The sequence below is a fragment of the Methylophaga sp. genome, assembly GCF_965655755.1.
GTDB lineage: Bacteria > Pseudomonadota > Gammaproteobacteria > Nitrosococcales > Methylophagaceae > Methylophaga.
In genome coordinates this window covers 1-24,739 of the sequence record NZ_CBFHHW010000010.1, presented here as the reverse complement: position 1 = coordinate 24,739, position 24,739 = coordinate 1, and the positions used below count along the sequence as shown (strand labels likewise).

Below are 24,739 nucleotides of genomic sequence, written 5' to 3'. Positions count from 1 at the left end.
AATGAATAATAAAGGTCTAGAGACTAAAATCAGTGAAGAAATTATGCAGATGGTGAACAGTAGAAAAAGCTTGTTGCTGTCATCTTTAACCGAACAAAATGAACCGTATGCTTCCTATGCCCCCTTTGCGGTGGCTCAAGACTGTTTATATGTTTTGATCAGTGAGATTGCGGTGCATGCTAAAAACTTACAACATCACCCCCGAGCCTCAGTATTGATTATTGAGGATGAGGATTCAGCCGATGAATTATTTGCCCGTCTTCGCGTGCAATACAATGTCACCGCTGACTTGATCCCAGTGGACTCAGATAATTGGAATGAAGGCATTGATTGCCTAATTAGTCGACATGGCGACAGGATACAAAGTCTGAGCCAATTGAGTGATTTTAAATTATTTAGACTTAATCCATTAGGTGGGCGTTACGTTAAGGGCTTTGGTAAAGCCTATCAAATTGAGGGAGGGGCATTAGCAGGAGAAAGTCTCTCCCATCTGAGAGAAGGCCATAACAAACGCGATTGAATCATGGCTTTTTCCTTTAAATAAAAAAGGACGCATCAGCGTCCTTTTTTATTGAGCGCAAGCCTATCAGAGGCTACCCCAGCTATCTTTTTTACGAATTCTTAAACGTGGCAGGATCAGGCCAAGAATGATGCCTGAGAATAATACAGCAGCACCGATCAGGAACCATCTACGTGTGCTGTTATCTTTCAACGCATTGTTTTCGATAACCAGAGATTGATTTTCATGATCGATTTCTTGCAACTTTTCTTTCAGCTGACGGTTTTCATTTTCGAGCGCAACAGCGTTTGATGCTGTTCGACGAAGGTTATCCAGTTCTTTACTCAAGCGTTGAGACTTTTCTTTTAAAGTCAGGTTTTTCGTATCTACATCCGAGTTTTGGCTGCTTAGCGTTGAAATCTCTTCTTTGTATTTAGCAATTTCAAGTTCCAGGTTAGCGACACGTTGTTGACTCGATTCCAATTGGTCACGTGCGCTGGGCGTGTTGCTCAGGTAGCGAGTTAGCACCCAACCCTCAACACCTTCACTGGTTCTGACTTTTGAGTAGCCCGCCGGGTCGGTTTCCAGAACATCCAGTCGGGTACCCGACTCAAGCATTTTACGAATGCCGAATTGAACACCCTGGCCATTACGCATGGTAATTTCGAGTTCGTCAGAGACATAGCGCGTTGTTTGTGCGATGGCAAAAAAAGGCATGCACAAAAGGGCAGCAATCAGGGTGCGGCTGATAAGTTTTTTCACGGTAGCAGTCTATTGTTGAGTAAATAAGCAGGTATTTTAACAGATGCGCCTAAGCAGACTTCAAGTAAATCGACAATATTATGAGAACTGAGTCAGCTAATTAGCGACGTCATCAGGCTGTCATATTATTTTGCTAGTCTCGCCGAGCATATGAAAAAGGTTATAGAAATGGATAAGTTAAGAGTCATGTTTTTATGCACCGGCAACTCATGTCGGTCGCAAATGGCAGAGGGCTGGGCGCGTGCATTGGCCAGTGATAATATTGAAGTCAAATCGGCAGGCATCGAGGCATACGGTCAAAATGATAATGCGATCACGGTAATGTCCGAAGTTGGCATCGATATTTCGGAGCAGGAGTCAATTCGAGTCAATGGTGAAATGCTCGAGTGGGCAGATCTATTGGTTACTTTATGCGATAACGCAGAAGAACAATGTCCTCTTTTAAGTCCGCATACGATTAAAGTACATCTTCCGTTACCGGACCCCGCCAAAATGAAAGGCCCGGATGTTGAGGTTATGGAAGAGTTTCGTGAAACGCGTGAGAAAGTACGTCAGCGTGTTGAGTTTGTTCTCGAACAAGTTGCATTGAGTAATGTAGTCTGATTTTGTTTAGACTCTGCTATAACTCGCAACGAGAGTGACCGCTTGCTCAGCCGATTTGCCTAAAGCAGTCTGATTTCCCTGAAATTGAAACAAGCTATTGCCACTGATCCGTTTCGCCATTGACTTGGCTTTACTCGCACATTCAGCTAAATCTATCTCAGCCTGAATGTCATCAAAATCCTGTATTCGAACCGCCCCAATAGACAGGCTTAATAAAGGATAGAAGGCCTTGTTTCCATGTCTGTCAGTGGCATTGATACCCTTTTCCTGCAAGTGTTGCTGGGTATAGAGTTGCGGATGTAGCAACTCAAATGCAGTCAGAATTTTCTTACAGCGTTGTTGCCAATCTGGACTTTCAAACAGAATGATGAAGTCATCCCCGCCGACGTGGCCGATAAAATCCACATCGGTATTAATATGCTCTGTGAGTGTTTGTGCCGTCAGGCTGATAACCTGATCGCCCTTACTGTAACCATAAATATCATTGTAGGGTTTAAAGTTATCTAAGTCGAAGTAGCATACAGTCACATCATTGCCTTGTTCTATCACGTCGCGAGTATGCTCACTCAAGGGTACGTTTCCAGGCAGACCGCTTAACGGGTTGGCATGTCGTGCAGTCGTGATTTGAAGGTCTGTAATTTGACGTAACAAGTCCATCAAACTGCCGACACCACAGTAACGATTCTGCTCGGTAATAATAAACAGATTGCGATGTTGATGTTCTGTTTGACTGGTGATCTGATAACTCAATTTTTTTAGTGGCAGATCGGTTTCAACAACCAATGGGGTCGTATCGATAAATTCCGTAATGACCTTGCGAGCATGTAGTTCTCGACCAAAATGGCTTGCATACAAAGTCATAAATTCATCCCGCCAAAGCATACCGGCTATCCGGTTCATTCCATCGACAACAGGTAAAGCGGTTAATTTAACGTCTCTTTGAAATAATTCTGCAGCACGGTGCAATTTATCCGTGGTTTGGAGTGGCGTCATTTCCGTCAGCAGGCTACCTACCAGCGTGTTAGCCCTAGGCCTTCCAGGTGACAATATATTCGATTGCTGGCGTTTAGCAAACAAATTATTGTCGAGAGATCGTTGTGGAACATGGCTGGGGCGAGCAAAGTAATAGCCTTGTGCAAACCGCATATCCAGACCTTGTGCAGCCAGATATTCCTGACGCACTTCAATGCCTTCACCAATGACCTGACAGCCAATACTTTTAGCAATATCGATCATTGATTGAACAAACTGACGCTTTTGGCGATCTTCATGAATGTTTTGCATGAAGTGTCGATCAAGTTTGACAAAATCAGGCTTAAGCTCAGACCAGGTTCTTAGTCCTGAATACCCCGCACCCAAATCATCAATAGCAATTGAAAACCCCATCTCACGGTAATGTTGAGTTGCTTGACGCATCAGTTCGTAATCTTCAATCGGATACTGCTCAGTCAGTTCAATCACCACCTGTTGCGGTGAAATACCCGCTTGTTCAAGGTATTGCACTGTCAGGCCCTGAGGGTAATCCTGTTCCAGCAATGCAGCAGGACTGGTATTAATAAACAATTTCCCCGGCAACCCCAACTCGCCATATCGTTTGATTGCGATCTGACGACAAAGCAAATCCAATTCAGCCAGACGGCCATGCTGATTGGCTGTAGAGAAGAGATTAATAGGGGAGTGCAGCGGACTGTCCGATGGCCCTCGAATTAATGCTTCGTAACCGAATATCTGTTGGCTTTGCAGACAAACTATTGGTTGGAAAAGAGGCGTCAGACTTCCTTGGCTGAGTATTTCCTCGAGAGAATGAAAATAATGTAACTCTTCTTGTGTCATTCAGTTTCAGTCTAAAAAATCTTGCCCCAGTGTGACAGGTCCGGATGAAGTGAAGGTAAGCGTTTTGCCTAGCCTGGTAGAGAGAAATCGTATTAATGATTTCGAAATAAAACATAACTAATGTCACATATTTAAAGGTCGTTTTTATGACAGAAAAATGAAGATTTTATGACAGCGTTAATGGCTATGTTTCAAACAAAAAAGGGCCCCACCCGGGGGTGAGGCCCATTTCCGAAGAGTCCTTCTTCTAACTGGTTACTACCAGTATGCTTGAGCGCGGAATTTCAGCGCTGAAGGTTCAGCATCAGAGCTCATGCCGTTGACTGTCAGGTCTGTGACCTTATCGTAGTTCAGCATTAGGCGGGTGTTCTGAGTTGGATAGTAATTCAGACCAATCGTGAATTTATCAGCTTCGTCACCACTAGTTGCATTACCAGCTGTTTGGTCAATCTCCATATTTTCGAAACGAGCTGCGATCTGCCAAGCACCATACTTAGATTTAGGCGCGATACCTGAGGTATAACCTTTCTTCCATTTCAGAGATTCACCGGTCAGGAAGTAACCTGCTTCTACAGCATAACCTGTGGTATCGACGTCACCACCAGTGGTGTCGTTGGTGTAATCCAGATACTCAGCCATAGCGTGGAAAGAACCGAAGATAGCCATTGCATCGACAGTGAAAGCATCAGAACCATCATCATCAGCAGCAGCGATGTCCAGTGACAGAGGCTTGAGATCATCAATGTGACTGACCAGGCGTTGGTCATCATCAAAACCATCACCGCCACCACGTGTCAGGTAACCGGCACCGACTTGAATGAGTTGGTTTTTAGAAGCCATGTAGGGAACAAATGACGCGCGGGCTGCGAAAGTGCTGCCGTTATCGGTGGTTTCACCGCCGCTTAGACCGCCATTGGTCAGGCCGGCAGAGAGTGTCCAGCGGTAATCATCCGCGGCCAATGCGCCAACGACACCACTTTGTCGTGCCGGTGACCAGTCAGTATCCGCGAACAGTGGGCGATCCATAAAGCTCATGTATTTAGAGCTGATTTTGGTGTTCAGGCCAAACGGGATATGGGACTGACCCAGTTTCACGCCGTAACGAACACCATTTGAAAATTTGTTGCCGTAGCTGAGATAGGCATCTTTGATTGAGGCATCGCCACCAGCGAAGTCGGCTTCAAATTTGTAACCCCAGTCATAGACAGAACCTGAGAAACCCAGACGGGCACGACGCAGCTCGGTACCTTCTACATCATCATCACTGTTATCAGTGTCAGCATCGGTATCGATGGCATCCCACATGACACGACCGATTGGCTGGAATGACCAGTTACCTTCGCGGTCTTCGATTTTGATTTTGCCTTTGGTTGTGATGATAGGCATGTCAGCTTTTGCAGCAGCAACCGCTTCTTCTTTAATTTCAGCTTTTGATGCTTCAGATGCTTCTTTATCAGCCGCTGCCGCATTTGCTAGCAGGTCATAATCAGCGGCGCTGATAGTGCCTTTGTCACGCAGTACTTTCAGTAGATCCAGCATGGCGTCATTGTTTGCGTGTGCTGGCATCATCGCCGCGCCGAACAGGGTACCTGCAATCAATAATGATGTTGTTTTTAGTTTCAAGGGACTATCCTCTTGGTTAGTTAAGTAATTCCGGTATATCTCCGAAGTCCCGCACACCTTATGCCCGAAATGTTTCACGCTGATGAATATTTCATTACAGTTTTATGACAGTGATACAAAAGTCGATTTTTGTTGCTTTTTTGCTACTCGAAGTCCTTTGCCTTGAAATATCAAAGACCGGCCCAATATCGTTATATAAGCTATCCAAATCTAGGAAACAGCATGTTTCGATTTTTGTTTTTACTCTTTCTTGTCATCCCGCTGATCGAGATCTTCTTTTTAATACAGGTTGGGCAAGTGATTGGTGCCGGGTGGACTATCTTCCTAGTCGTAGGCACTGCGGTATTAGGTGCCTTCTTACTAAGGTTGCAGGGCTTTCAAACCTTGCAGCGAGCACAGACTTCGATGGCAAGAGGCGAAATCCCAGCGATAGAGATGCTGGAAGGTTTATGTCTTTTGGTGAGCGGTGCCTTACTACTGACTCCAGGTTTTGTTACAGACAGCTTAGGTTTCTTGTTGTTAATTCCGCCGGTGAGACGGGCGATGATCGTGCAGATGTTGAAAAACAAGCAGATGCTATTTACAAGCCGGGGTTCAGCTAATTTTTATCAACAACGGCCCGGTTCTAAGTCGCGTAATGATGACAACGTTATAGAGGGTGAAGTGGTCGATGACGATGACCCGCGGAATCTGCGCTAACTAAATAGAAAAAAATTCATAATAGGCCCTTGAAAGCGGGATTCTCGTCCCCATCTTATGAGGGCCAAAACAAACAAACTTGGTCCTAACAGACATTATTTATTTTCGGAGGAATTATAGATGAATCTTCGTCCCCTTCATGATCGTGTGATTGTTCGTCGCATGGAAGAAGAATTAACAAGCCCGGGTGGCATTGTTATCCCGGATAACGCTGCAGAGAAGCCATCTCGCGGTGAAGTCATTGCTGCAGGTGATGGCAAAATTACCGATACAGGTGAAGTACGCTCTCTTGCTGTTAAAGTGGGTGACAAAGTTTTGTTCGGTAAATATGCCGGCACAGAAGTTAAAGTCGCTGGAGAAGAGCTGCTGGTCATGCGTGAAGATGACATCGTTGCAGTTATCGAAGGCTGATTTCTGGATTCATTCGCATAATTTAAAGAACAAGAGGAATTAACATGGCTGCTAAAGAAGTCAAATTTGGCGCTGATGCGCGCCACCTAATGGTAAGAGGTGTAAACACTCTGGCCAACGCGGTAAAAGTTACACTGGGTCCTAAAGGCCGTAACGTAGTTCTGGATAAAAGCTTTGGTGCTCCCACCGTTACCAAAGATGGTGTTTCAGTAGCGAAAGAAATCGAACTGGAAGACAAGTACGAGAACATGGGCGCACAAATGGTGAAAGAAGTGGCATCACAAACTTCTGATGCCGCTGGTGATGGTACAACCACTGCGACCGTCCTGGCACAGGCAATCCTGCGTGAAGGCATGAAAGCTGTTGCTGCAGGCATGAACCCAATGGACTTGAAACGCGGTATTGATAAAGCGGTTCAGGCTGCGGTTGAACAACTGCGTAGCATGTCAACACCATGTGATGACAATAAAGCGATTGCCCAGGTCGGTACGATCTCGGCTAACTCCGATCACTCAGTGGGTCAAATTATTGCTGAAGCGATGCAGAAAGTCGGTAAAGAAGGCGTTATCACCGTTGAAGACGGTAGCGGCTTTGAAAACGAACTGGATGTCGTAGAAGGTATGCAGTTCGACCGTGGTTACCTGTCACCTTATTTTGTTAACGAACAGCAAACAATGACGGCTGATCTTGAAGATCCCTTCATTCTGTTGTTCGACAAGAAAATTACTAACATTCGTGACCTGCTACCGACGCTGGAAGCTGTTGCTAAATCAAGCCGTCCGCTGCTGATCGTTTCTGAAGATGTGGAAGGCGAAGCGCTGGCAACCTTAGTTGTCAACAACATGCGTGGCATCGTGAAAGTATGTGCTGTTAAAGCACCAGGCTTTGGTGACCGTCGTAAAGCTATGTTAGAAGATATTGCTGTTCTGACCGGTGGTACGGTTATCTCTGAAGAAGTGGGTTTGAGCCTTGAAAAAGTGACGCTGGATCACCTGGGTCAAGCTAAGAAAATCACTGTCAGTAAAGAAAACACCACTGTCGTTGATGGCGCTGGTCGTGGTGATGAAATCCAGGCACGTGTTGAACAAATTCGTGCACAAATCGCTGAATCATCTTCTGACTACGATAAAGAAAAACTGCAGGAACGTGTGGCCAAACTGGCTGGCGGTGTTGCTGTTATCAAAGTCGGTGCAGCAACCGAAATGGAAATGAAAGAGAAGAAAGCACGCGTTGAAGATGCGTTGCATGCGACTCGTGCTGCGGTTGAAGAAGGTGTTGTACCTGGTGGTGGTGTGGCGCTGGTTCGTGCTGAAGGTACTTTAGGCGAACTACGTGGCGATAACACAGACCAGGACATGGGTATTACACTGGCTCGTCGTGCAATGGAAGAACCTTTGCGTCAAATCGTATCTAATGCCGGTGCAGAAGCATCCGTTATTCTGAACGCCGTCGCGGCGGGTGAAGGTAACTATGGTTACAACGCAGCAACAGGTGAATACGGTGACATGATTGAGTTCGGTATTCTGGACCCAACCAAAGTAACACGTACGGCATTGCAAAATGCAGGTTCTGTGGCGGGTCTGATGTTGACCACGGAGGCGATGATTGCGGAACTGCCAAAGGAAGACGCTCCAGCTATGCCTGATATGGGCGGCATGGGCGGTATGGGCGGCATGATGTAATCAGCCCTAGCTGACTCAAAGTCGGAAAAGCCTCGTCCTATTTGGACGGGGCTTTTTTTTGCCCAGATTTAAAGGTGGGAGTAACGGATATTGCACGATATGGTAAAGCGGAGTTGGAATTTGTCGTTCATATCTTGCTGGAGCCTGTAGTTTAAGGCAGAAGTTAAAACTTAACGGCGATGATAAATTAAGACTGGAAAAGAGACTTTGCCTTCTTAAAACAGGCTGATTATTGATAGAGAGGACACTGTGGCACCTCACATTGGCCAGGCTTTATCTCCCGCTGACCCACAATTTCTCTCAGACTATCGGATAGGTTCTCATCTTCGGGTGCGAGTCTGACTGCACAGCCTATCGCTTTAACAGCTGCCACCCTGCAGTGTCCGGCAGCGTAGCTGTATGCAAGATTATTCCATGCCTGCGCGTTGTCGGGTTCCGCAAGAACGGCATTACTAAATGAGTGTTGGGCGGCAGCATAATCTTCTTTTGCGAACTGAGTGTTGCCCAGCACCATATGGGGTAATGCCAAATCCGGCCATCGCTCTGTAGCAGCCCTAAAACTGGTAAGCGCCCCTTTTTCATTACCTGATTTTAAGAGATCGCCGGCCGATTTGGCGTAGTTCAGCGGTTGAGCTGTAACAGGAATTTCACCTGGTTGAACGAATACGTAGGCCCAATATTTAGCTCGCTGCCATGTCTGTTCAAATGTGGCAAAGCTGACGAGGTGACGTTTATCTGTCCCCGACCTTAATACCAATTTTTTTGTCGTGAGGTCATAACCGACTACAACAGCATAATGCCATCGCGGTATCCATTTTAAGGCCAGATTCTGGAAAACCAGGACAGTTCGACCCGAGTCGACTTCCTGGAGAATATCACTCAGCTCCGGAGCCAGTTTATAAGGAAGGAGATCATAGCTTCGGGCGGTGGCTATCATCTCAATTTGCAGACTGCCTTTCCGTCCGGGGAGATACACTTTATCGACTAATTCATCGGGATGAATGTCGATTTGTTGACTACCCAATACAGTGGCTAAAGCGGCCGGACCGCATTGATAGGCTTCCTGAGGGAAAAAAGCAGTGTCTGTGAGTTCGTATTGCGGTTTAATGTCGGCTGGTGGCTCACTAGCGAGACGGGAGGTCTGTGGTGTGCTTGCACAACCAGAAACTAGAAGAGTAAAAAAAGCGCCGGACAAGAGCCCGACGCTTTTTTTCAGCCAATGCTGATGTATTTTAGTGGTTAATGTTGTGAACAAATCCAAATACATCGGTTGCACCCAGCATGTCAGTGACTACCAGCACAACGAAAACAACCAGTAAAGCTCCTAAAACGCCACTACCAGCGGGCATTTCATCAAAATCCTGTGCGATTTGGGCTAATTCCTGATCATTCATTTGACTGATACGATCTTTCGCATCATCCACATCAACACCCATTGCAACTAACTGATCGTGAACATCTTGACGATCAATGTTACTGAGTACTTCTTGTTTGGTGATGTTGTGCTGTGTTTGCTCGATGAGTTGATCGTTATCAACCATCGCTGCCTGTAGCGGAGCCATGTGAATGCTCAGCAGGGCAAGAATTGACAAAAAGGGTACGACTTTTCCAAGACGTCTAAAGAAATTCATAGAAACTCCTTATTTCAAGAAAAGTACAAAGTGTGCACATCAGCTCATTATTGTGTGCAGCTAGATGAACCATAACATCTACCGTAACAAATAGTTTTTTTTAGTGCAGTAGCAAAAAGAGCTTATTGTGAAATATTAGACAAAAATAAGACGCAAAGAATGAAACGTGTGATGCACATCAAGTTTGGTCTGTGTCTGGCTTACGGTACAGTAGTCATCACTATAACGTTAATCTGATGGAGTCTGTATGAACGACCCCCTTGTGATGCCCGACAATTGGCAAGCATTACTATCGTCTTATCCTGAGTTAAATGAGTCAGCATTGTCCGTATTGTCGGCAAGTCACTTTGTGATGGATTGGGCTGAACGTCAACCGCAGCAGGCCGAGTCATTACTCGACTCAGGCATGATCAACCGGGTTCTCGCGTTCGAGGACTTTGAGCAGCACTTGGCTAAGATGCTTGCTGAAGTAGCGGACGAAGAATCACTCCAGCGCCAATTACGACTTTTTCGCCAACAGCAGATGGTACGTATTATCTGGCGAGATTTAGCCGGTTGGGCCAATCTGGCAGAGACTATCCAAGATCTGTCAGCTCTGGCGGATGTCTGCATTCAACAAAGTCTGGCGTTGTTGCATGAGTGGCAAAAAAAGATCAACGGTACCCCCTGCGATGAGGAGGGTAATGAACAGTTTCTTCTGGTGTTGGGGATGGGGAAGCTCGGTGCCGGTGAGCTCAACCTCTCCTCAGATATTGATCTAATCTTTACCTACCCTGAAGAGGGGGAAACGCGAGATGGAAGACGAACGCTCAGTAATGAGGAGTTTTTCATCCGCCTTGGTCGGAAATTAGTTCAAGCGCTGGATAACCAGACGGTTGATGGTTTTGTGTTCCGAGTGGATATGCGGCTTCGGCCTTTTGGTGAGAGTGGTGCGTTAGTTTCCAGTTTTGATGCGATGGAAGAGTACTACCAGACACAGGGGCGGGAATGGGAACGCTACGCCATGATCAAAGCCCGCGCCATTACCGGGACTGAAGTATCGAAACAACAACTTTCAGACATGCTGCGGCCTTTTGTGTATAGACGTTACCTCGATTACGGCATGTTCGACTCGCTGCGTGAAATGAAAAGTATGATTGCCGGGCAATTACATCGCAGAGGCATGGAAGATAATATCAAGCTCGGTGCCGGAGGAATTAGGGAAATTGAATTTGTCGGTCAGGTGTTTCAACTCATCTATGGTGGACGGGATAAACCTTTGCAGCAAAGACCGATATTAACGATTCTGGACTTGCTGGCAGAACGCAATTTATTGTCTGATTATGCCGTCAATGAGCTCAAACAGGCATATGATTTTTTACGTCGGACAGAGCATCGTATTCAGGCTTGGGCCGATCAACAAACACACGTCTTGCCTCAGGAAGACGATGCTCGCCATCGGCTGGCCGTGAGTATGGGCTATGACAACTGGGAGACCTTTTCAGCCACCTTGTTTCAATTCAGACAGCAAGTACATGAGCATTTTGATCAACTTCTGGCCGCGCCTCAGGCAGAGGATGATGCAGCAACAAACAATATTTCACTGCTCAATGCCAGTTCAGAAGAAAAGCTGGCTTATCTGGAAGAATGTGATTACAACGAGCCGCAAGCTTGTCTTGCGGTTTTGGATAAATTACTCGACTTACATATCTGCAAAAATCTGACACAGACTGGCCGTAAACGACTGGAACGTCTTCTTCCTTTGCTTGTTCAGGCAGCAGCCAGTGTCGACAATGCTGATGAAACATTGCCTAGACTGATGCCATTGGTAGAGTCGATCATGCGCCGCAGTGCGTATATGTCTCTCTTAGTGGAAAACCCACTTGCTTTATCGCAGTTAGTAAAACTGTGTTCAGCCAGTCCGCTTATCAGTACTCAGTTGGCACGCTATCCAGTGTTGCTTGATGAGTTACTCGACCCCCGTTCTTTGTATGAAGTCCCTGAACGTGAGCAACAAAAAGCCTTACTTGATCAATTTCTGGCATCAGTAGATGAGGACGATCTTGAACAGATCATGAACCGACTACGTGAATTTCGTCAGATTGCTACCCTGCATGTGGCGGCAGCGGATGTCACAGAGGTTTTACCTTTAATGCGGGTTGGCGACCAGCTGACAGAGCTGGCAGAAATTCAACTGGAAAGAGTATGGCACATAGCCTGGACACATCTGGTCGAGCGCCACGGTTATCCGCCCATAGCACAGGGTGATGATCCGACATTGTGTGGTTTTACTATTTTGGCCTATGGCAAGTTGGGTGGTTTGGAACTTGGATACGGTTCGGATTTGGATCTGGTGTTTGTCTTTGATGATGAACAAAAAGGTCTTACAGACGGAGATAAACCGGTTGAGTTAATGGTTTTCTATACACGACTGGCTCAAAGAATGATTCATCTATTGAGCACTGTCACGCCGGGAGGCCTATTGTATGAAGTTGATATGCGACTCAGACCCAGTGGTGCCTCGGGTTTATTAGTCAGTCCTTTAAGTGGTTTTGCGGAGTATCAGAACAACGAGGCCTGGACCTGGGAACATCAGGCTTTGGTTCGGGCCCGCTGCGTTGTAGGTGATAAAGCGCTTGCGCAAAAAGTGAGTAATGTTCGTAAACAGGTACTCAGCGGAAAGCGTGAATTGGATGGGCTGGCAGAGCAGGTTAAAGATATGCGCGCTAAAATGCGGGGCCAGCTAGATAAGAGCGATAGCCAACTGTTTGATCTCAAACAAGGTAAGGGCGGTATCACCGATATTGAATTTATGGTGCAATATGCAGTGCTGGCTTGGTCAGCAAACTTGCCTGAACTGCTGGTTTACACGGATAATATCCGGATTTTGGAAGCACTGGTTGAGACCGGTAAGCTGGAAAAGGATGAAGGTGACATGCTGGCAGACGCTTATCGTCTGTACCGTAGCGAAGCGAATCACTGCGTTTTGCAGGAAAAACCAGCGCTTGTTCCCACTTCAGTAGTGGCGGATTATCCTCAGCAAGTAAAACAAATTTGGCAACGCTGGTTAGGCGACACCTGATCGGATTTGAATTAACAGACAGACTTGGAATTAAGCATATGGTAGCAGCAACAATGGCAGATCGTGATGGCGTTATCTGGCTGGACGGCGAGTTAGTGCCGTGGCGTGAAGCAAAAGTACACGTCCTGACTCATACTCTTCACTACGGCATGGGCGTATTTGAAGGGGTGCGAGCCTATAACACTGATAAAGGTACTGCAATCTTCCGCTTACAAGAGCACACCGATCGCTTATTTCGTAGTGCCAAAATTCTGGGTATGGGGATGCCTTTTGATAAAGAAACCCTGAACGAAGCCCAAAGAACAGCCGTACGTGAAAACAACCTCGAATCAGCTTATATCAGACCGATGTGCTTCTATGGTTCAGAAGGCATGGGCATCCGTGCTGATAATCTGAATGTGCATGTCATGGTCGCGGCATGGAGCTGGGGTGCTTACCTGGGTGAAGAAAATATGACCAAGGGTATCCGTATCAAAACGTCCTCGTTCACCCGTCACCACGTTAATATCACTATGTGTAAAGCCAAGGCCAACGGTAACTATATGAACTCAATGATGGCGCTGCAGGAAGCTGTCAGCTGCGGTTATGATGAGGCTTTATTATTGGATGCGCAGGGATTTGTGTGCGAAGGCAGTGGAGAAAACTTCTTTATGATTCGTGATGGTGTTCTGTATACCCCTGAGCTGACATCGGCGCTGGAAGGGATTACGCGTGATACGGTAATGACACTGGCTCGTGATATCGGGCTGAAAGTGGTTGAAAAACGTATCACCCGTGATGAAGTCTACATTGCTGATGAAGCTTTCTTCACCGGTACAGCGGCAGAGGTCACACCGATTCGTGAGTTGGATAACCGTCCTATCGGAGATGGCATCCGCGGTCCGATTACTGAAAAGTTGCAATCAATGTATTTCGATCAGGTGCTAGGTCGCAGTGAGGTATACCAGAACTGGAACACACTGGTCGGCTAATCCGATTTTATAATAAAGTCAGAGCTCAATCTGGCTAGAACCAAATATTGAGGTAGGCAAGAACAATGGCAGGTCATAGTAAGTGGGCAAATATTCAGCATCGAAAAGGCGCGCAGGATGCTAAGCGCGGCAAACTCTTCACCAAGCTGATCCGCGAGATTACGGTTTCAGCACGCATGGGCGGCAGCGATCCCGCAACTAACCCACGTTTGCGGGCAGCAATTGATAAAGCGCTGGGCAGCAATATGACCAAAGATGTCATTGAACGTGCCAGTAAGCGTGGTGCCGGTGAACTGGAAGGCGTTAACTACGAAGAGATTCGCTACGAAGGCTATGGTCCTAACGGCACCGCCATCATGGTGGATTGTATGACCGATAACAAAAACCGCACGGTAGCGGCCGTACGTAATGTCTTTACAAAACGTGGCGGTAATATGGGTACAGACGGTTGTGTTGCTTTCCTGTTTAATCAAAAAGGGATTATCACGTTGCCAGCAGGGATTGAAGAGGAAACTGTGATGGAGGCTGCACTAGAGGCCGGTGCTGAAGATATCGTGACCAACGACGATGGCAGTATCGATGTATTCACCGCACCGGAAGACTATTCTGCGGTCAAAGATGCTCTGGACGAGGCAGGACTTGAAGCTGACTCTTCACAGGTAACCATGCACCCGGATACCACAGTTAGTCTGGATGTCGATGAAGCCAAAAAAACAATTGGTCTGATCGAAGCATTTGAAGAGTTGGATGATGTACAGGAAGTGTATTCGAATGCTGATTTCTCTGATGAGGTGATGGCTCAGCTGGATAGCTGATGGCCTGAACTATGCCGCGCATTTTAGGTATTGATCCAGGCTCCCGAAAAACCGGTTTTGGCATTATCGAACTGGATGGTAAGAAAGTAAAGCATGTGATCAATGGCCGTTTAATGGTAGGTGACGGTGAGTTCGCAGACCGGCTGCGTCAGATTTTTGAGGGTCTGACAGACTTGATTGATCGTTATCAACCGGAAATGATGGCAATAGAAAAGGTCTTTCTGCATAAAAATGCTGATTCAGCGTTGAAATTGGGCCAGGCTCGCGGCGCTGCTATCTGTGCAGCCGTGAGTAAAAATATGACGGTAGCGGAATACTCGGCGACACAAATTAAAAAAGCGGTGGTCGGCAACGGTCACGCGAAAAAAGATCAAGTCCAGTATATGATGTCTGTGATTCTGAACTTACCGGAATTACCGGAAGAAGATGCGGCCGATGCATTAGCTTGTGCTTTAACGCACGCTAATTATGCATCTATCGGTAACAGCACCCAGCGTAAATTGCCTGAAGGCATGCGCACAAGCCGTCGTGGAGGACGCTATAGTAGATGATTGGACGTTTACGGGGCATCATTTTAGAAAAACAGCCACCTGAACTGGTGTTAGATGTACAGGGTGTGGGTTATGAACTCTCTGCGCCGATGTCAACTTTCTTTTCGCTGCCACCAGTCAACGACGAAATTACTTTGTTCACCCATATGGTCGTTCGTGAAGATGCGCAATTGCTCTATGCGTTTGCAACAGAGCGTGAACGCCTCTTATTCCGTAGTTTACTCAAGGTGAATGGGGTCGGAGCCAAACTGGCACTGACGATTCTATCCGGTAGTGATGTCGATACCTTCGCCCGAAGTGTGCAGGAAGGAGATACCGCGAGTTTGACCCGTCTGCCGGGGGTTGGCAAAAAAACTGCTGAAAGGCTCATCGTTGAAATGCGTGACAGGTTGAAAGAGGTCAGCTCTGCTATGGGGCTGGATTCAATTGTCACAGATAAAGTTCAGCCCGCAGCCGGCGCTAAAAATGAAGCTGTGGAAGCCTTAGTCGCATTAGGTTATAAACCCGCTGAAGCCGATAAAATGCTGCGCAGCTTTGATAGTGAAGGCATGAGTACAGAACAACTTATCCGTCAAGCCTTACAGAGAAATTAGGCATGGAAGAAGAGCGCTTTATTTCTCCCCAGTCGACCAATGACGAAGAGCGTATCGATAGAGCAATTCGTCCTATCACCCTCGATGATTACATCGGTCAGCCGATTGTTCGTGAGCAGATGGAGCTATTTGTCTCCGCTGCCAGAAAGCGCCAAGAGGCATTGGATCACACTTTGATCTTTGGTCCGCCCGGTCTGGGTAAAACCACGCTGGCAAATATTATTGCCAACGAAATGGGCGTGAATCTCAAACAAACGTCAGGGCCTGTTCTGGAGCGGCCCGGTGATTTGGCTGCATTATTAACCAATCTTGAGCCCAATGATGTGCTGTTTGTGGATGAGATTCACCGTTTAAGTCCGGTGGTGGAAGAAGTGCTTTATCCGGCGATGGAAGATTATCAAATCGACATTATGATCGGTGAAGGTCCCGCAGCACGTTCAATCAAGCTCGATTTAGAGCCTTTTACTTTGGTGGGAGCAACCACCCGGGCCGGTTCACTGACTTCACCACTGCGAGACCGGTTTGGTATTGTGCAGCGACTGGAGTTTTATAATGTTGTCGATCTCAGCATCATCGTGCAACGTAGTGCCGGCATTCTGAACGTCAAACTGGAACAGAGCGGAGCCAATGAAATTGCCCGTCGTTCACGTGGCACACCCCGTATTGCTAACCGACTGTTACGCCGCGTACGTGACTATGCAGAAGTGAAGTTTGATGGTGAAGTGACCGCAGAAATTGCACGCCAGGCGCTGGACCTGCTGGATGTCGATAACTATGGGTTTGATATGCTGGATCGCAAATTCCTGTTGTCGATTATTGAAAAGTTTGAAGGAGGGCCGGTGGGCCTTGATAACCTCGCTGCTGCGATAGGAGAAGAGCGTGGCACCATTGAGGATGTGATTGAACCATTCCTGATCCAGGAAGGATTTATTATGCGCACACCGCGTGGCAGGGTTGCTACAAAACGTGCCTGGCTGCATTTAGGACTGTCACCTGACCTGGCTTTAGATGGGGACTGACTGATGCGTGCGTTTGATTGGCCTATTCGTGTCTATTATGAAGATACCGATAGCGGTGGTGTCGTGTATCATTCGAATTATTTAAACTTTATGGAGCGTGCCAGAACAGAATGGTTACGGGCTCTGGGATTTGAGCAAGACACGATTCGGTCCGAGTACCAGCTTCTGTTTGCCGTGCATTCCATGCAGGTGACGTACAAGCTTCCTGCACGTTTTAATGACGCTTTGTTGATTCGATCACGTTTAGACAAAGCATCGGGTGCTAGTATGCAGTTTGAACAAAATATCTATCGTGGCGAGGAACTGTTGTGTGAGGCATCAGTCAGAATTGCGTGTCTCGACGCCGAGTCCTTTCGTCCCAAATCCATACCTAATTCTATCCTGACGGAGATGCATAGTGACTGCTGATCTTTCGATTATCACGCTAATATCTGAAGCGAGCTTACTGGTTAAGCTGGTGATGTTGATATTACTGCTGATCTCGTTTTACTCTTGGTTAATAATCTTTCGCAAGCGTAGTGAACTGGCGCAAGCCAAACGCGATGCGGATGCATTTGAAGACAAGTTCTGGTCCGGTAATGAGCTTAATCGACTATACGAAGATATCTCTTCCCGGCCTCACGCAAGTCGTGGCATGGAAGGTATTTTTGAAGTGGGCTTCAAAGAGTTTGTCCGGCTGAAAAAATCGCCGAAAAGTAGTGATTATGTGCTCGAGGGATCGCAACGCGTCATGCGTATATCGCTGGCAAGAGAAATCGACCAGCTGGAAACGTCCCTACCCTTTCTTGCTACGGCAGGTTCGACCAGTCCGTACATCGGTCTGTTTGGTACGGTCTGGGGTATCATGAATTCATTCCGGGCTTTGGGTAATGTGCAGCATGCAACGCTGGCAATGGTAGCCCCCGGGATTGCAGAAGCATTGATTGCAACCGCGATGGGTCTGTTTGCTGCAATCCCTGCGGTTATTGCCTACAACCGCTATTCGCACGAAGTGGAACGATTGATTAACCGCTACGATACCTTCTTGGAAGAATTCTCTTCTATCTTGCAGCGTCAACAGGATTAACCGCGGGGTTAACGATGGCTGTATATAAAAAGGTACGACAACGTCGCAAGCCGATGGGCGAAATCAATGTGGTTCCCTACATTGACGTCATGCTGGTATTGCTTATTATCTTTATGGTGACGGCGCCGTTGTTAACTCAGGGTGTGCAGGTGGACCTGCCTAAGGCCGATGCAAACCCGGTTGAAATGCCCGATGAGAATACGGAACCTCTGGTTGTATCTGTCGATGCGGACGGTAATTTTTACGTATCTATAGGTGATAATCAGGATCAACCGATCGGGGCACGTGAGTTAATGGCAAAAACTGCGGCGGTATTGAGACGTAACCCAAAGACACCGGTTATGGTCAAAGGCGATAATGCGGTCAGCTATGGTTATGTCGTGACGGCAATGGCTTACTTGCAACAAGCGGGTGCGCCCAGCGTGGGATTGCTTACACAACGTCCGGACCAGCCTGATGCGGCGGAGAATAACGATAACTAAAACCGTATGAAAAAGACTTTCGTTGAAAACTTCCTCGCTGGCAGCTACTCGTTTTTGCTGCACATCCTTATTCTGGCTTTATTTATTGTGGGCATGGACTTTAATTCCTCGCCACGCAAATTAGCCAACTCAGAGGATGTTGAAATCGTTCAAGCCAAAATGCTGGATCAGGATCTGGTCGATCAAGAGGTGGCAAAACTGGAAGAGCTTGAGAAGAAAGAGCGAGATGCGGAAGCCGAACGTCAGCGTAAAATTGATGAAAAGCTGGAAGAAGCACAAAAAGCATTAGAGCAAAAAGAGCAAGAAGCCCAGGATATGGAACAGCGCGCTATGCTTGAAAAAGAGCGTCGCAAACAGGAAGCTGAAAAAGAACAACAACGTATCAAAGAGCTTGAAAAGCAGCGCGAGCTGGAAGAAGAAAAACGTCAGCAAGCTGAAAAGCAGCGCAAGCTAGAAGAACAGCGTAAACAAAAAGCCGAGCAGGAACGTATTGCGGCAGAAGAAAAACGTAAAGCGGAAGAGGCTGCTAAAGCCAAAGCGGAAGCTGAGCGCAGAGAACAGGAAGCGGCCAAAGCTAAGGCAGAGGCTGAACGCAAGGCAGAAGAAGCACGTAAACGTCAGGCAGAAGAAGAAGCAAAACGCGCTGAAGAAGCTAAGCGTAAGGCAGAAGAAGAAGCAAGAAAAGCGGAAGAAGAACGTAAACTGGCGGCTGAACAGGCTAAACGTGAAGCAGAAGAGGCAGAACGTAAAGCAGCTGAGGCTGAGCTGCAAAGACAGTTACAACAAGAGCAAGACGAACGTGAGGCTATTCGTATTAGGGGTATTGTTGATAACTATTCATTTCAAATTCAACAGCGCGTCAAACGCTTCTGGACAAGGCCAGTTAACACCCAAAGCGGGCTTCAATGTACTATTCGCGTGACCTTATTGCCCGGTGGCGATGTCCGGAATGTGACAATTGTAAAGAGTAGTGGTAATCCCGTTTTTGATCGATCTGCTGAAAATGCGGTGTACAAAGCGGCACCATTACCACAACCTTCAGATCCTAAGGCTGCTGAGGCCCTACGGGATTTTCAATTCATCTTTAAACCAGAATAGAGGACACAGGCGATGTTAAAACATTGTTTAAAAACAATCGCGCTACTGATGGCTCTGCTGCCATGGTCGGCACATGCATTGCTCACCATCGAGATAACCGGTGGTTCTGAAGCTGCATTGCCTATTGCTATTGTGCCTTTTGGCACAGAAGGTATTGCGCCACCCGAAAATATTTCAGATATTGTCAGTAATGATCTTGCGAGCAGTGGCCGCTTTGCACCACTGGAAAAGCGAGATTTGGTGTCGCAACCACATGAAACGGAACAGATTAACTTTGCTGACTGGCGGTTATTGCGTTCAGAAGGTTTGTTGATTGGGAAAGTCAGCAGTCAGGATGGTGAAACCTATCAGGTTCAATTCCAGCTTTATGATGTTTATAAAGCCGAACAGCTGGTGGGCAAACGCTATCAGGTACCGGCATCTGGACTGCGTAATCTGGGCCATCAGATTGCGGATATCGTTTATGAGACATTGACTGGTGAGAAAGGCGTATTTTCGACTCGTCTGGCATTTGTGACTGAAATGAAAAATGCAGACGGCAGCAAACGGTTTGCTCTTCAGGTCTCTGATGCCGATGGTGCTAACCCACGTACAGTACTTCAATCTACTCAACCAATTTTGTCACCGAACTGGGCGCCGGATGGTAATCAATTGACCTATGTGTCATTTGAAAATGGCAAAGCAGAGGTGTTTGTGCAGCAATTGAGCAGTGGTCGCCGTAATTCCGTCGCATCCTTTGATGGTCTGAACACGGCACCGGCCTGGTCGCCAGATGGTAAGAAACTGGCTCTGACGCTGTCTAAGAATGGTAACCCTGAAATCTATGTTATGGAATTGGCATCAGGCAAACTATCTCGCGTCACGCATAATTCTCAGGCAATTGATACCGAAGCGGTATGGATGCCCAATGGTCGTGAGATTCTGTTTACATCAGACCGCGGTGGTCGCCCACAAATTTATAGAGTGGATGCTTCTGGTGGTCGCGCTGAGCGAGTGACTTACGAGGGTGGTTATAATGCTTCTGCAGACATTTCTCCAGACGGCCAAAAAATGGCGATGGTACACACCGTTAATGGTCAATTTCATATTGCCGTTCAGGATCTGCAATCTGGCACAGTGCAAGTCTTAACTGATACCACTGGTGATGAATCTCCGAGCTTTGCGCCGAACGGTCGCATGATATTGTATGCTACCCAGCAAAAAGGTCGAGGTATATTGGCGGCAGTATCCGTTGATGGTCGAATCAAACAACGTTTGGGTGAATCAGGTAGTGCAGTACGTGAGCCGGCATGGTCGCCTTTTAGAAATTAATCCGATAGGAGTTATTAAATGAAGATGTTGAAACTTTTTGCTGTTTTATTGCCAATGCTTTGGTTGGCAGCGTGTAGTTCTTCACCTGAAAAAGGAATGGAAGGCGATGTCGCTGTTGACGATCTCAGCGCAGAGACTGCGGGTGTCGATGGCCAAGGTGCTGATGGTGAAGACATGGGTGCTGAAACGAAAGTCGTCGTTGGTGAAGATCAATATGCGGGTAACGAACTTAATGATCCTTCAAGTCCGCTGTCTAATCGTGTGGTTTACTTCGAATATGACAGTGCGTCAGTTCGAGTAGAAGATCAGGAAACCTTACAGGCTCATGGTGCCTATCTTGCTAAGAATCCCAATCTGACAGTGCGTCTGGAAGGTCATACTGATGAGCGTGGTTCGCGTGAGTACAACCTTGCCTTGGGTGAACGTCGTGCATTATCAATTCGTCAAATTCTGATGTTGCAAGGTGCAAGCATTGACCAATTCCAGGTCACTAGTTTTGGTGAAGAGCGTCCTGCAGAAGAAGGAAGTAGTGAATACGCCTGGTCACAAAACCGTCGTGTTGAACTTATCTATATAGGTCGATAAAAATGCAGTTAAACGGCAAAAGAAAAATTGTAAGTGCCGTGATTCTGGCCGCTACTCTGCCCGGCATAAGCTGGGCAGAAGAGGCGGAGCCGCTCCAGCCACGAGTTGAAAGATTGGAACGAATTATCCAGGGTCAGGGATTGATGAATCTCATCACACGTGTTGATCAGTTGCAAAATGAGGTCAAACGTCTGAATGGTGAAAATGAATCGCTAAGATATGAACTTGAGCAAATGCAAAAACGCCAGCGAGAGATGTATATCGATCTGGATGAGCGTTTACAAAATCAAACTCAGGTGCCTGCGCCAGTAGAATCTACTATATCTAATACTCCGGCTAATCCTGATGAGCCAATAACGAATGGTTCAGCTGAGGTGGCTGAGCCGAGCCAGCCTGAAGTGAATGAATCAGCGCCAGCATCGGTTGAGAATGGTGAAGCCGCTTATCAGTCAGCACTGCAAACCCTTCGCAGTGGTCAGTATGAAGAGGCTGTTTCAGCTTTACAGACTTTTCCTGAGCAATATCCCGGCAGTATTTATTTGCCTAATGCCTACTACTGGCAGGGTGAAGCCAAATACGTGTTGCGTGAATTTTCAGATGCGGCCGCTTTATTTCAAATTGTGATTGATCAATATCCATCGAGCACCAAAGTGGCTGATGCATTGCTCAAACGAGGCTTTAGTGAAGACGAAATGGGTAATACCCAGCGTGCGATCAACACATTGAATCAAGTCATCGAACAATATCCTGATAGCTCAGCGGCAAAACTTGCTAAGGTCAGATTGGATCGTATCAACCAAGCATCACGCTAAGCGCTGAGCCGGGAAAACAACATGGCGCAGTGTCGCATTACCGAAATTTTTTATTCTTTACAGGGCGAGTCCAGAACCGTGGGCTTGCCCACTGTTTTTGTAAGATTGACGGGTTGTCCGTTGCGCTGTGGTTATTGTGATACCGAATACGCGTTTTACGGTGGCCAAAAGATGGATATCAGCGATATTGTTGAACAAGTCGCAGCGTATATGCCTCGATATGTATGTGTCACAGGTGGCGAACCGTTAGCTCAGCCTAACTGCATTCCATTATTAACAGCATTGTGCGATTTAGGCGTCGAAGTCTCAATTGAGACCAGCGGCGCAATGGATATCAGTAAGGTTGATCCCCGCGTGATTCGAGTTATGGATCTCAAAACCCCCGGTTCAGGTGAAGAAAGCAAGAACCGTTACGACAATATTGCTTTGCTCGAATCCAAAGACCAGCTCAAGTTCGTTATCTGTCACCGCGAAGACTATGATTGGGCATGTAAGACGCTGGCAGATTACCAACTGGATAAACGATGTGAAGTGTTGTTCTCGCCGATTCATGGTGAGTTAACACCTGCCGATTTGGCGGATTGGATAGTTGCCGACAACTTACCCGTGAGGATGCAACTGCAATTACATAAATACCTGTGGGGAGATGAGCAAGGCCGATGAAACGTGCAGTGATTTTATTATCCGGTGGTCTGGACTCGGCAACCGTTTTAGCCATTGCCAAGAGTGAGGGGTATGACTGTTACACGATCAGCTTTGATTATGGGCAGCGACATCGGGCTGAGCTAAAAGCATCGGCAAAACTGGCCCAATCGATGGGAGCGATTGAACATAAAGTTATCAACATTGATCTGACAGCGATTGGTGGTTCAGCATTAACCGACAACAGTATTGATGTGCCAGAGCAACATGAAGAAGGTATTCCTATTACCTATGTGCCCGCACGTAATACGGTGTTTATGTCAATCGCGCTTGGCTGGGCCGAAGTCTTAAAGGCAGAAGCGATTTTTGTCGGTGTGAATGCCGTGGATTACTCCGGTTACCCTGATTGTCGTCCAGAGTATATTGCCGCCTTTGAAAAAATGGCCAACCTGGCAACCAAAACAGGGGTGGAAGGCTCAAAACTCAGTATCGAAACACCGCTTATTGATCTGACTAAGAAAGCGATCATTAAAAAAGGCATCGAGCTCGGTGTCGATTATGGTCAGACAATTTCCTGCTACAAAGCGGATGAGTATGGCCGAGCCTGTGGCCAATGTGATTCCTGCCGCTTCCGCAAACAAGGTTTCGAACAGGCCAATATCGACGATCCGACGCTTTATCAGACTTGATCGAGTCCCATCACTGGTAAAGCTTCGTCAGGGATAGCTTCGCGTTCATAGTCTTCTAAAGCCTGCAAGGCTTTTACTAGATTAGTATGTAGTTGGGCGTCTTCACCGAAACGTATGTAAGCTTCAGAGGCAATGGCCACCGCTTCAAGTAAGCGACTCCGCTCTTCTAGGTACAGGAGAGCATGGCCGATATGATGGTGATCGTTTCCTGTTTCACGAAGCAGTTCTGCGTTATTTAATGCAGTAGTGAAAGTGGGGTGATCCGGTTTAGGTATAACAGCCATGTTTGCCTCGCCAATTAATTTGAATAAATTATGCCTTAGGGGTTGTTATTTAGTCTGAATACGGTATTATATCGCGCTTGGTTTGGGCCGTTAGCTCAGTTGGTAGAGCACCGGACTTTTAATCCGATGGTCCCGCGTTCGAGTCGCGGACGGCCCACCACGAATCAAGAGGGTTATGCTAGTAGCATAGCCCTTTTTCGTATCTGGTACCATCACACCCTTCACCTAGCATTATTCTCTACAACTTCCTCCTTAATTGAATCCATCGTCGTCCATAAATAGCAGCGATTAAGCTATATACATCATCAGAATGATTGCGGAAATAATCAAAGCATTCTGTGAACAAACTCACAACGCTTACGATTACCCCTCTCCAGTAGATAAAATTCAACTTTTTGATACGGCCTAAGTCATTATTGAGCTTGTCATTTATCATGGAGGATGTGACAAAATGATGACAACGCTGAAAATTAGCTATTGCAATGCTTCCGGCTGTGACGTAACATGCGCAGCCTTAGTTGATGAGGTCTGTTTCAAACAGCCTAATTAACCGAAAAACAACCAGCATATTAGAGTAGCTTTTTTCTGAATGTTACGGTTGACAGCCCGGCGAAGAGCTGTATAATTCTCGCTTCTTTGCTGCACGAGTTTGCAGCAAACGCTCTTTAAAAAAATGGTATCAAGTAATTTGTGTGGGTGCTTGCGTTAGGTTGCTAGAAAACCTGACGTAGGACATTCATATGTTCAACGTCAATCAAGATTTGGTAACTTTGTCTTATAAAGTTACAAGCTAAATTAAACTGAAGAGTTTGATCATGGCTCAGATTGAACGCTGGCGGCATGCCTAACACATGCAAGTCGAACGATGAAGAAACAGCTTGCTGTTTTGGATTAGTGGCGGACGGGTGAGTAATGTATAGGGATCTGCCTGACAGTGGGGGACAACAGTTGGAAACGACTGCTAATACCGCATACGCTCTACGGAGGAAAGTGGGGGACCTTTCGGGGCCTCACGCT

Annotated in this window: 26 protein-coding genes, 1 tRNA gene and 1 rRNA gene; 22 read left to right on the top strand and 6 right to left on the bottom strand. The window is 46.8% G+C overall.

Annotation, left to right across the window (positions count from 1 at the left end; genetic code table 11):
* Nucleotide 1 precedes the first annotated feature (1 nt).
* Nucleotides 2–520 carry a HugZ family protein gene (locus tag ACTF5U_RS05200; RefSeq protein WP_438970581.1) on the top strand — a complete coding sequence of 173 codons (519 nt, stop codon included), beginning with the start codon at nt 2–4 and terminating at the stop codon, nt 518–520.
* 66 nt (nt 521–586) lie between these two features.
* Here the strand turns inward: ACTF5U_RS05200 and ACTF5U_RS05195 are convergent, their stop codons facing one another.
* Nucleotides 587–1,261, bottom strand: a complete 675-nt coding sequence (locus ACTF5U_RS05195) for a TIGR04211 family SH3 domain-containing protein (protein WP_438970580.1) — start codon at nt 1,259–1,261, stop codon at nt 587–589.
* Between the two features lie 168 nt (nt 1,262–1,429).
* Between ACTF5U_RS05195 and ACTF5U_RS05190 the strand changes: the two genes are divergently transcribed.
* A complete protein-coding gene (locus tag ACTF5U_RS05190) occupies nt 1,430–1,864 on the top strand; it encodes an arsenate reductase ArsC (protein ID WP_438970579.1) in 435 nt (144 codons plus the stop codon).
* 6 nt (nt 1,865–1,870) lie between these two features.
* On the opposite strand, the gene ACTF5U_RS05185 is transcribed toward ACTF5U_RS05190, so the two are convergent.
* Nucleotides 1,871–3,697: a GGDEF domain-containing protein gene (locus ACTF5U_RS05185; RefSeq protein WP_438970578.1), complete on the bottom strand. Its 1,827-nt coding sequence runs from the start codon at nt 3,695–3,697 to the stop codon at nt 1,871–1,873.
* A gap of 258 nt (nt 3,698–3,955) precedes the next feature.
* Nucleotides 3,956–5,320 carry an OprO/OprP family phosphate-selective porin gene (locus tag ACTF5U_RS05180; protein ID WP_438970577.1) on the bottom strand — a complete coding sequence of 455 codons (1,365 nt, stop codon included), beginning with the start codon at nt 5,318–5,320 and terminating at the stop codon, nt 3,956–3,958.
* 222 nt (nt 5,321–5,542) lie between these two features.
* Here ACTF5U_RS05180 and ACTF5U_RS05175 point away from each other — a divergent pair, with 222 nt between their 5' ends.
* From ACTF5U_RS05175 to groL, 3 genes are all read left to right on the top strand, one after another.
* Nucleotides 5,543–6,019, top strand: coding sequence for an FxsA family protein (locus tag ACTF5U_RS05175; RefSeq protein ID WP_438970576.1), 477 nt, complete (start codon nt 5,543–5,545; stop codon nt 6,017–6,019).
* Nucleotides 6,020–6,139: 120 nt separating this feature from the next.
* Entirely contained in the window at nt 6,140–6,430 is a 291-nt protein-coding gene (gene groES / locus ACTF5U_RS05170) for a co-chaperone GroES (RefSeq protein ID WP_438970575.1), read from the top strand.
* A 44-nt stretch (nt 6,431–6,474) separates the two neighbouring features.
* Complete coding sequence (gene groL / locus ACTF5U_RS05165; RefSeq protein WP_438970574.1) at nt 6,475–8,112, top strand: chaperonin GroEL; 1,638 nt, start codon at nt 6,475–6,477, stop codon at nt 8,110–8,112.
* Between the two features lie 229 nt (nt 8,113–8,341).
* Here groL and ACTF5U_RS05160 read toward each other — a convergent pair whose 3' ends face one another.
* Entirely contained in the window at nt 8,342–9,379 is a 1,038-nt protein-coding gene (locus tag ACTF5U_RS05160) for a PA2778 family cysteine peptidase (RefSeq protein WP_438970573.1), read from the bottom strand.
* Complete coding sequence (locus tag ACTF5U_RS05155) at nt 9,345–9,743, bottom strand: DUF6627 family protein (RefSeq protein WP_438970572.1); 399 nt, start codon at nt 9,741–9,743, stop codon at nt 9,345–9,347. Before ACTF5U_RS05155 ends, ACTF5U_RS05160 begins: the two co-directional genes overlap by 35 nt.
* A 247-nt stretch (nt 9,744–9,990) precedes the next feature.
* Here ACTF5U_RS05155 and glnE point away from each other — a divergent pair, with 247 nt between their 5' ends.
* From glnE to queC, 15 genes are all read left to right on the top strand, one after another.
* Nucleotides 9,991–12,804 carry a bifunctional [glutamate--ammonia ligase]-adenylyl-L-tyrosine phosphorylase/[glutamate--ammonia-ligase] adenylyltransferase gene (gene glnE, locus ACTF5U_RS05150; protein ID WP_438970571.1) on the top strand — a complete coding sequence of 938 codons (2,814 nt, stop codon included), beginning with the start codon at nt 9,991–9,993 and terminating at the stop codon, nt 12,802–12,804.
* 38 nt (nt 12,805–12,842) lie between these two features.
* The gene (locus tag ACTF5U_RS05145; RefSeq protein WP_438970570.1) at nt 12,843–13,775 is read left to right on the top strand and encodes a branched-chain amino acid transaminase; all 933 of its coding nucleotides are present in this window, start codon (nt 12,843–12,845) and stop codon (nt 13,773–13,775) included.
* Nucleotides 13,776–13,840: 65 nt separating this feature from the next.
* Nucleotides 13,841–14,590, top strand: coding sequence for a YebC/PmpR family DNA-binding transcriptional regulator (locus ACTF5U_RS05140; RefSeq protein ID WP_438970569.1), 750 nt, complete (start codon nt 13,841–13,843; stop codon nt 14,588–14,590).
* Between the two features lie 11 nt (nt 14,591–14,601).
* The gene (ruvC, locus tag ACTF5U_RS05135) at nt 14,602–15,141 is read left to right on the top strand and encodes a crossover junction endodeoxyribonuclease RuvC (protein WP_438970568.1); all 540 of its coding nucleotides are present in this window, start codon (nt 14,602–14,604) and stop codon (nt 15,139–15,141) included.
* Complete coding sequence (ruvA, locus tag ACTF5U_RS05130; protein ID WP_438970567.1) at nt 15,138–15,734, top strand: Holliday junction branch migration protein RuvA; 597 nt, start codon at nt 15,138–15,140, stop codon at nt 15,732–15,734. Before ruvC ends, ruvA begins: the two co-directional genes overlap by 4 nt.
* A gap of 2 nt (nt 15,735–15,736) precedes the next feature.
* Nucleotides 15,737–16,753: a Holliday junction branch migration DNA helicase RuvB gene (gene ruvB, locus ACTF5U_RS05125; protein WP_438970566.1), complete on the top strand. Its 1,017-nt coding sequence runs from the start codon at nt 15,737–15,739 to the stop codon at nt 16,751–16,753.
* 3 nt (nt 16,754–16,756) lie between these two features.
* On the top strand, nt 16,757–17,161 hold the full coding sequence (gene ybgC / locus ACTF5U_RS05120; RefSeq protein WP_438970565.1) for a tol-pal system-associated acyl-CoA thioesterase: 405 nt from the start codon (nt 16,757–16,759) through the stop codon (nt 17,159–17,161).
* Nucleotides 17,151–17,819, top strand: a complete 669-nt coding sequence (gene tolQ, locus ACTF5U_RS05115) for a protein TolQ (RefSeq protein ID WP_438970564.1) — start codon at nt 17,151–17,153, stop codon at nt 17,817–17,819. The genes ybgC and tolQ overlap by 11 nt, the downstream gene beginning before the upstream one ends.
* A 14-nt stretch (nt 17,820–17,833) precedes the next feature.
* Entirely contained in the window at nt 17,834–18,301 is a 468-nt protein-coding gene (tolR, locus tag ACTF5U_RS05110) for a protein TolR (protein WP_438970563.1), read from the top strand.
* Between the two features lie 6 nt (nt 18,302–18,307).
* Nucleotides 18,308–19,399: a cell envelope integrity protein TolA gene (gene tolA / locus ACTF5U_RS05105; RefSeq protein ID WP_438970562.1), complete on the top strand. Its 1,092-nt coding sequence runs from the start codon at nt 18,308–18,310 to the stop codon at nt 19,397–19,399.
* Nucleotides 19,400–19,411: 12 nt separating this feature from the next.
* Nucleotides 19,412–20,710 (top strand): Tol-Pal system beta propeller repeat protein TolB, encoded by a 1,299-nt coding sequence (tolB, locus tag ACTF5U_RS05100; protein WP_438970561.1) that lies wholly within the window; start codon nt 19,412–19,414, stop codon nt 20,708–20,710.
* An 18-nt stretch (nt 20,711–20,728) separates the two neighbouring features.
* Nucleotides 20,729–21,295 carry a peptidoglycan-associated lipoprotein Pal gene (pal, locus tag ACTF5U_RS05095; protein WP_438970560.1) on the top strand — a complete coding sequence of 189 codons (567 nt, stop codon included), beginning with the start codon at nt 20,729–20,731 and terminating at the stop codon, nt 21,293–21,295.
* 2 nt (nt 21,296–21,297) lie between these two features.
* Nucleotides 21,298–22,107, top strand: coding sequence for a tol-pal system protein YbgF (ybgF, locus tag ACTF5U_RS05090; RefSeq protein WP_438970559.1), 810 nt, complete (start codon nt 21,298–21,300; stop codon nt 22,105–22,107).
* A gap of 21 nt (nt 22,108–22,128) precedes the next feature.
* Complete coding sequence (gene queE / locus ACTF5U_RS05085; protein WP_438970558.1) at nt 22,129–22,770, top strand: 7-carboxy-7-deazaguanine synthase QueE; 642 nt, start codon at nt 22,129–22,131, stop codon at nt 22,768–22,770.
* A complete protein-coding gene (gene queC / locus ACTF5U_RS05080) occupies nt 22,767–23,438 on the top strand; it encodes a 7-cyano-7-deazaguanine synthase QueC (protein ID WP_438970557.1) in 672 nt (223 codons plus the stop codon). The genes queE and queC overlap by 4 nt, the downstream gene beginning before the upstream one ends.
* Here queC and ACTF5U_RS05075 read toward each other — a convergent pair.
* Complete coding sequence (locus ACTF5U_RS05075; protein WP_438970556.1) at nt 23,429–23,722, bottom strand: hypothetical protein; 294 nt, start codon at nt 23,720–23,722, stop codon at nt 23,429–23,431. The genes queC and ACTF5U_RS05075 overlap by 10 nt on opposite strands.
* 84 nt (nt 23,723–23,806) lie before the next feature.
* Between ACTF5U_RS05075 and ACTF5U_RS05070 the strand changes: the two genes are divergently transcribed.
* Nucleotides 23,807–23,882: transfer RNA gene (locus ACTF5U_RS05070), tRNA-Lys, on the top strand.
* Between the two features lie 637 nt (nt 23,883–24,519).
* Nucleotides 24,520–24,739: ribosomal RNA gene (locus ACTF5U_RS05065) — 16S ribosomal RNA — on the top strand; the annotation flags it as partial.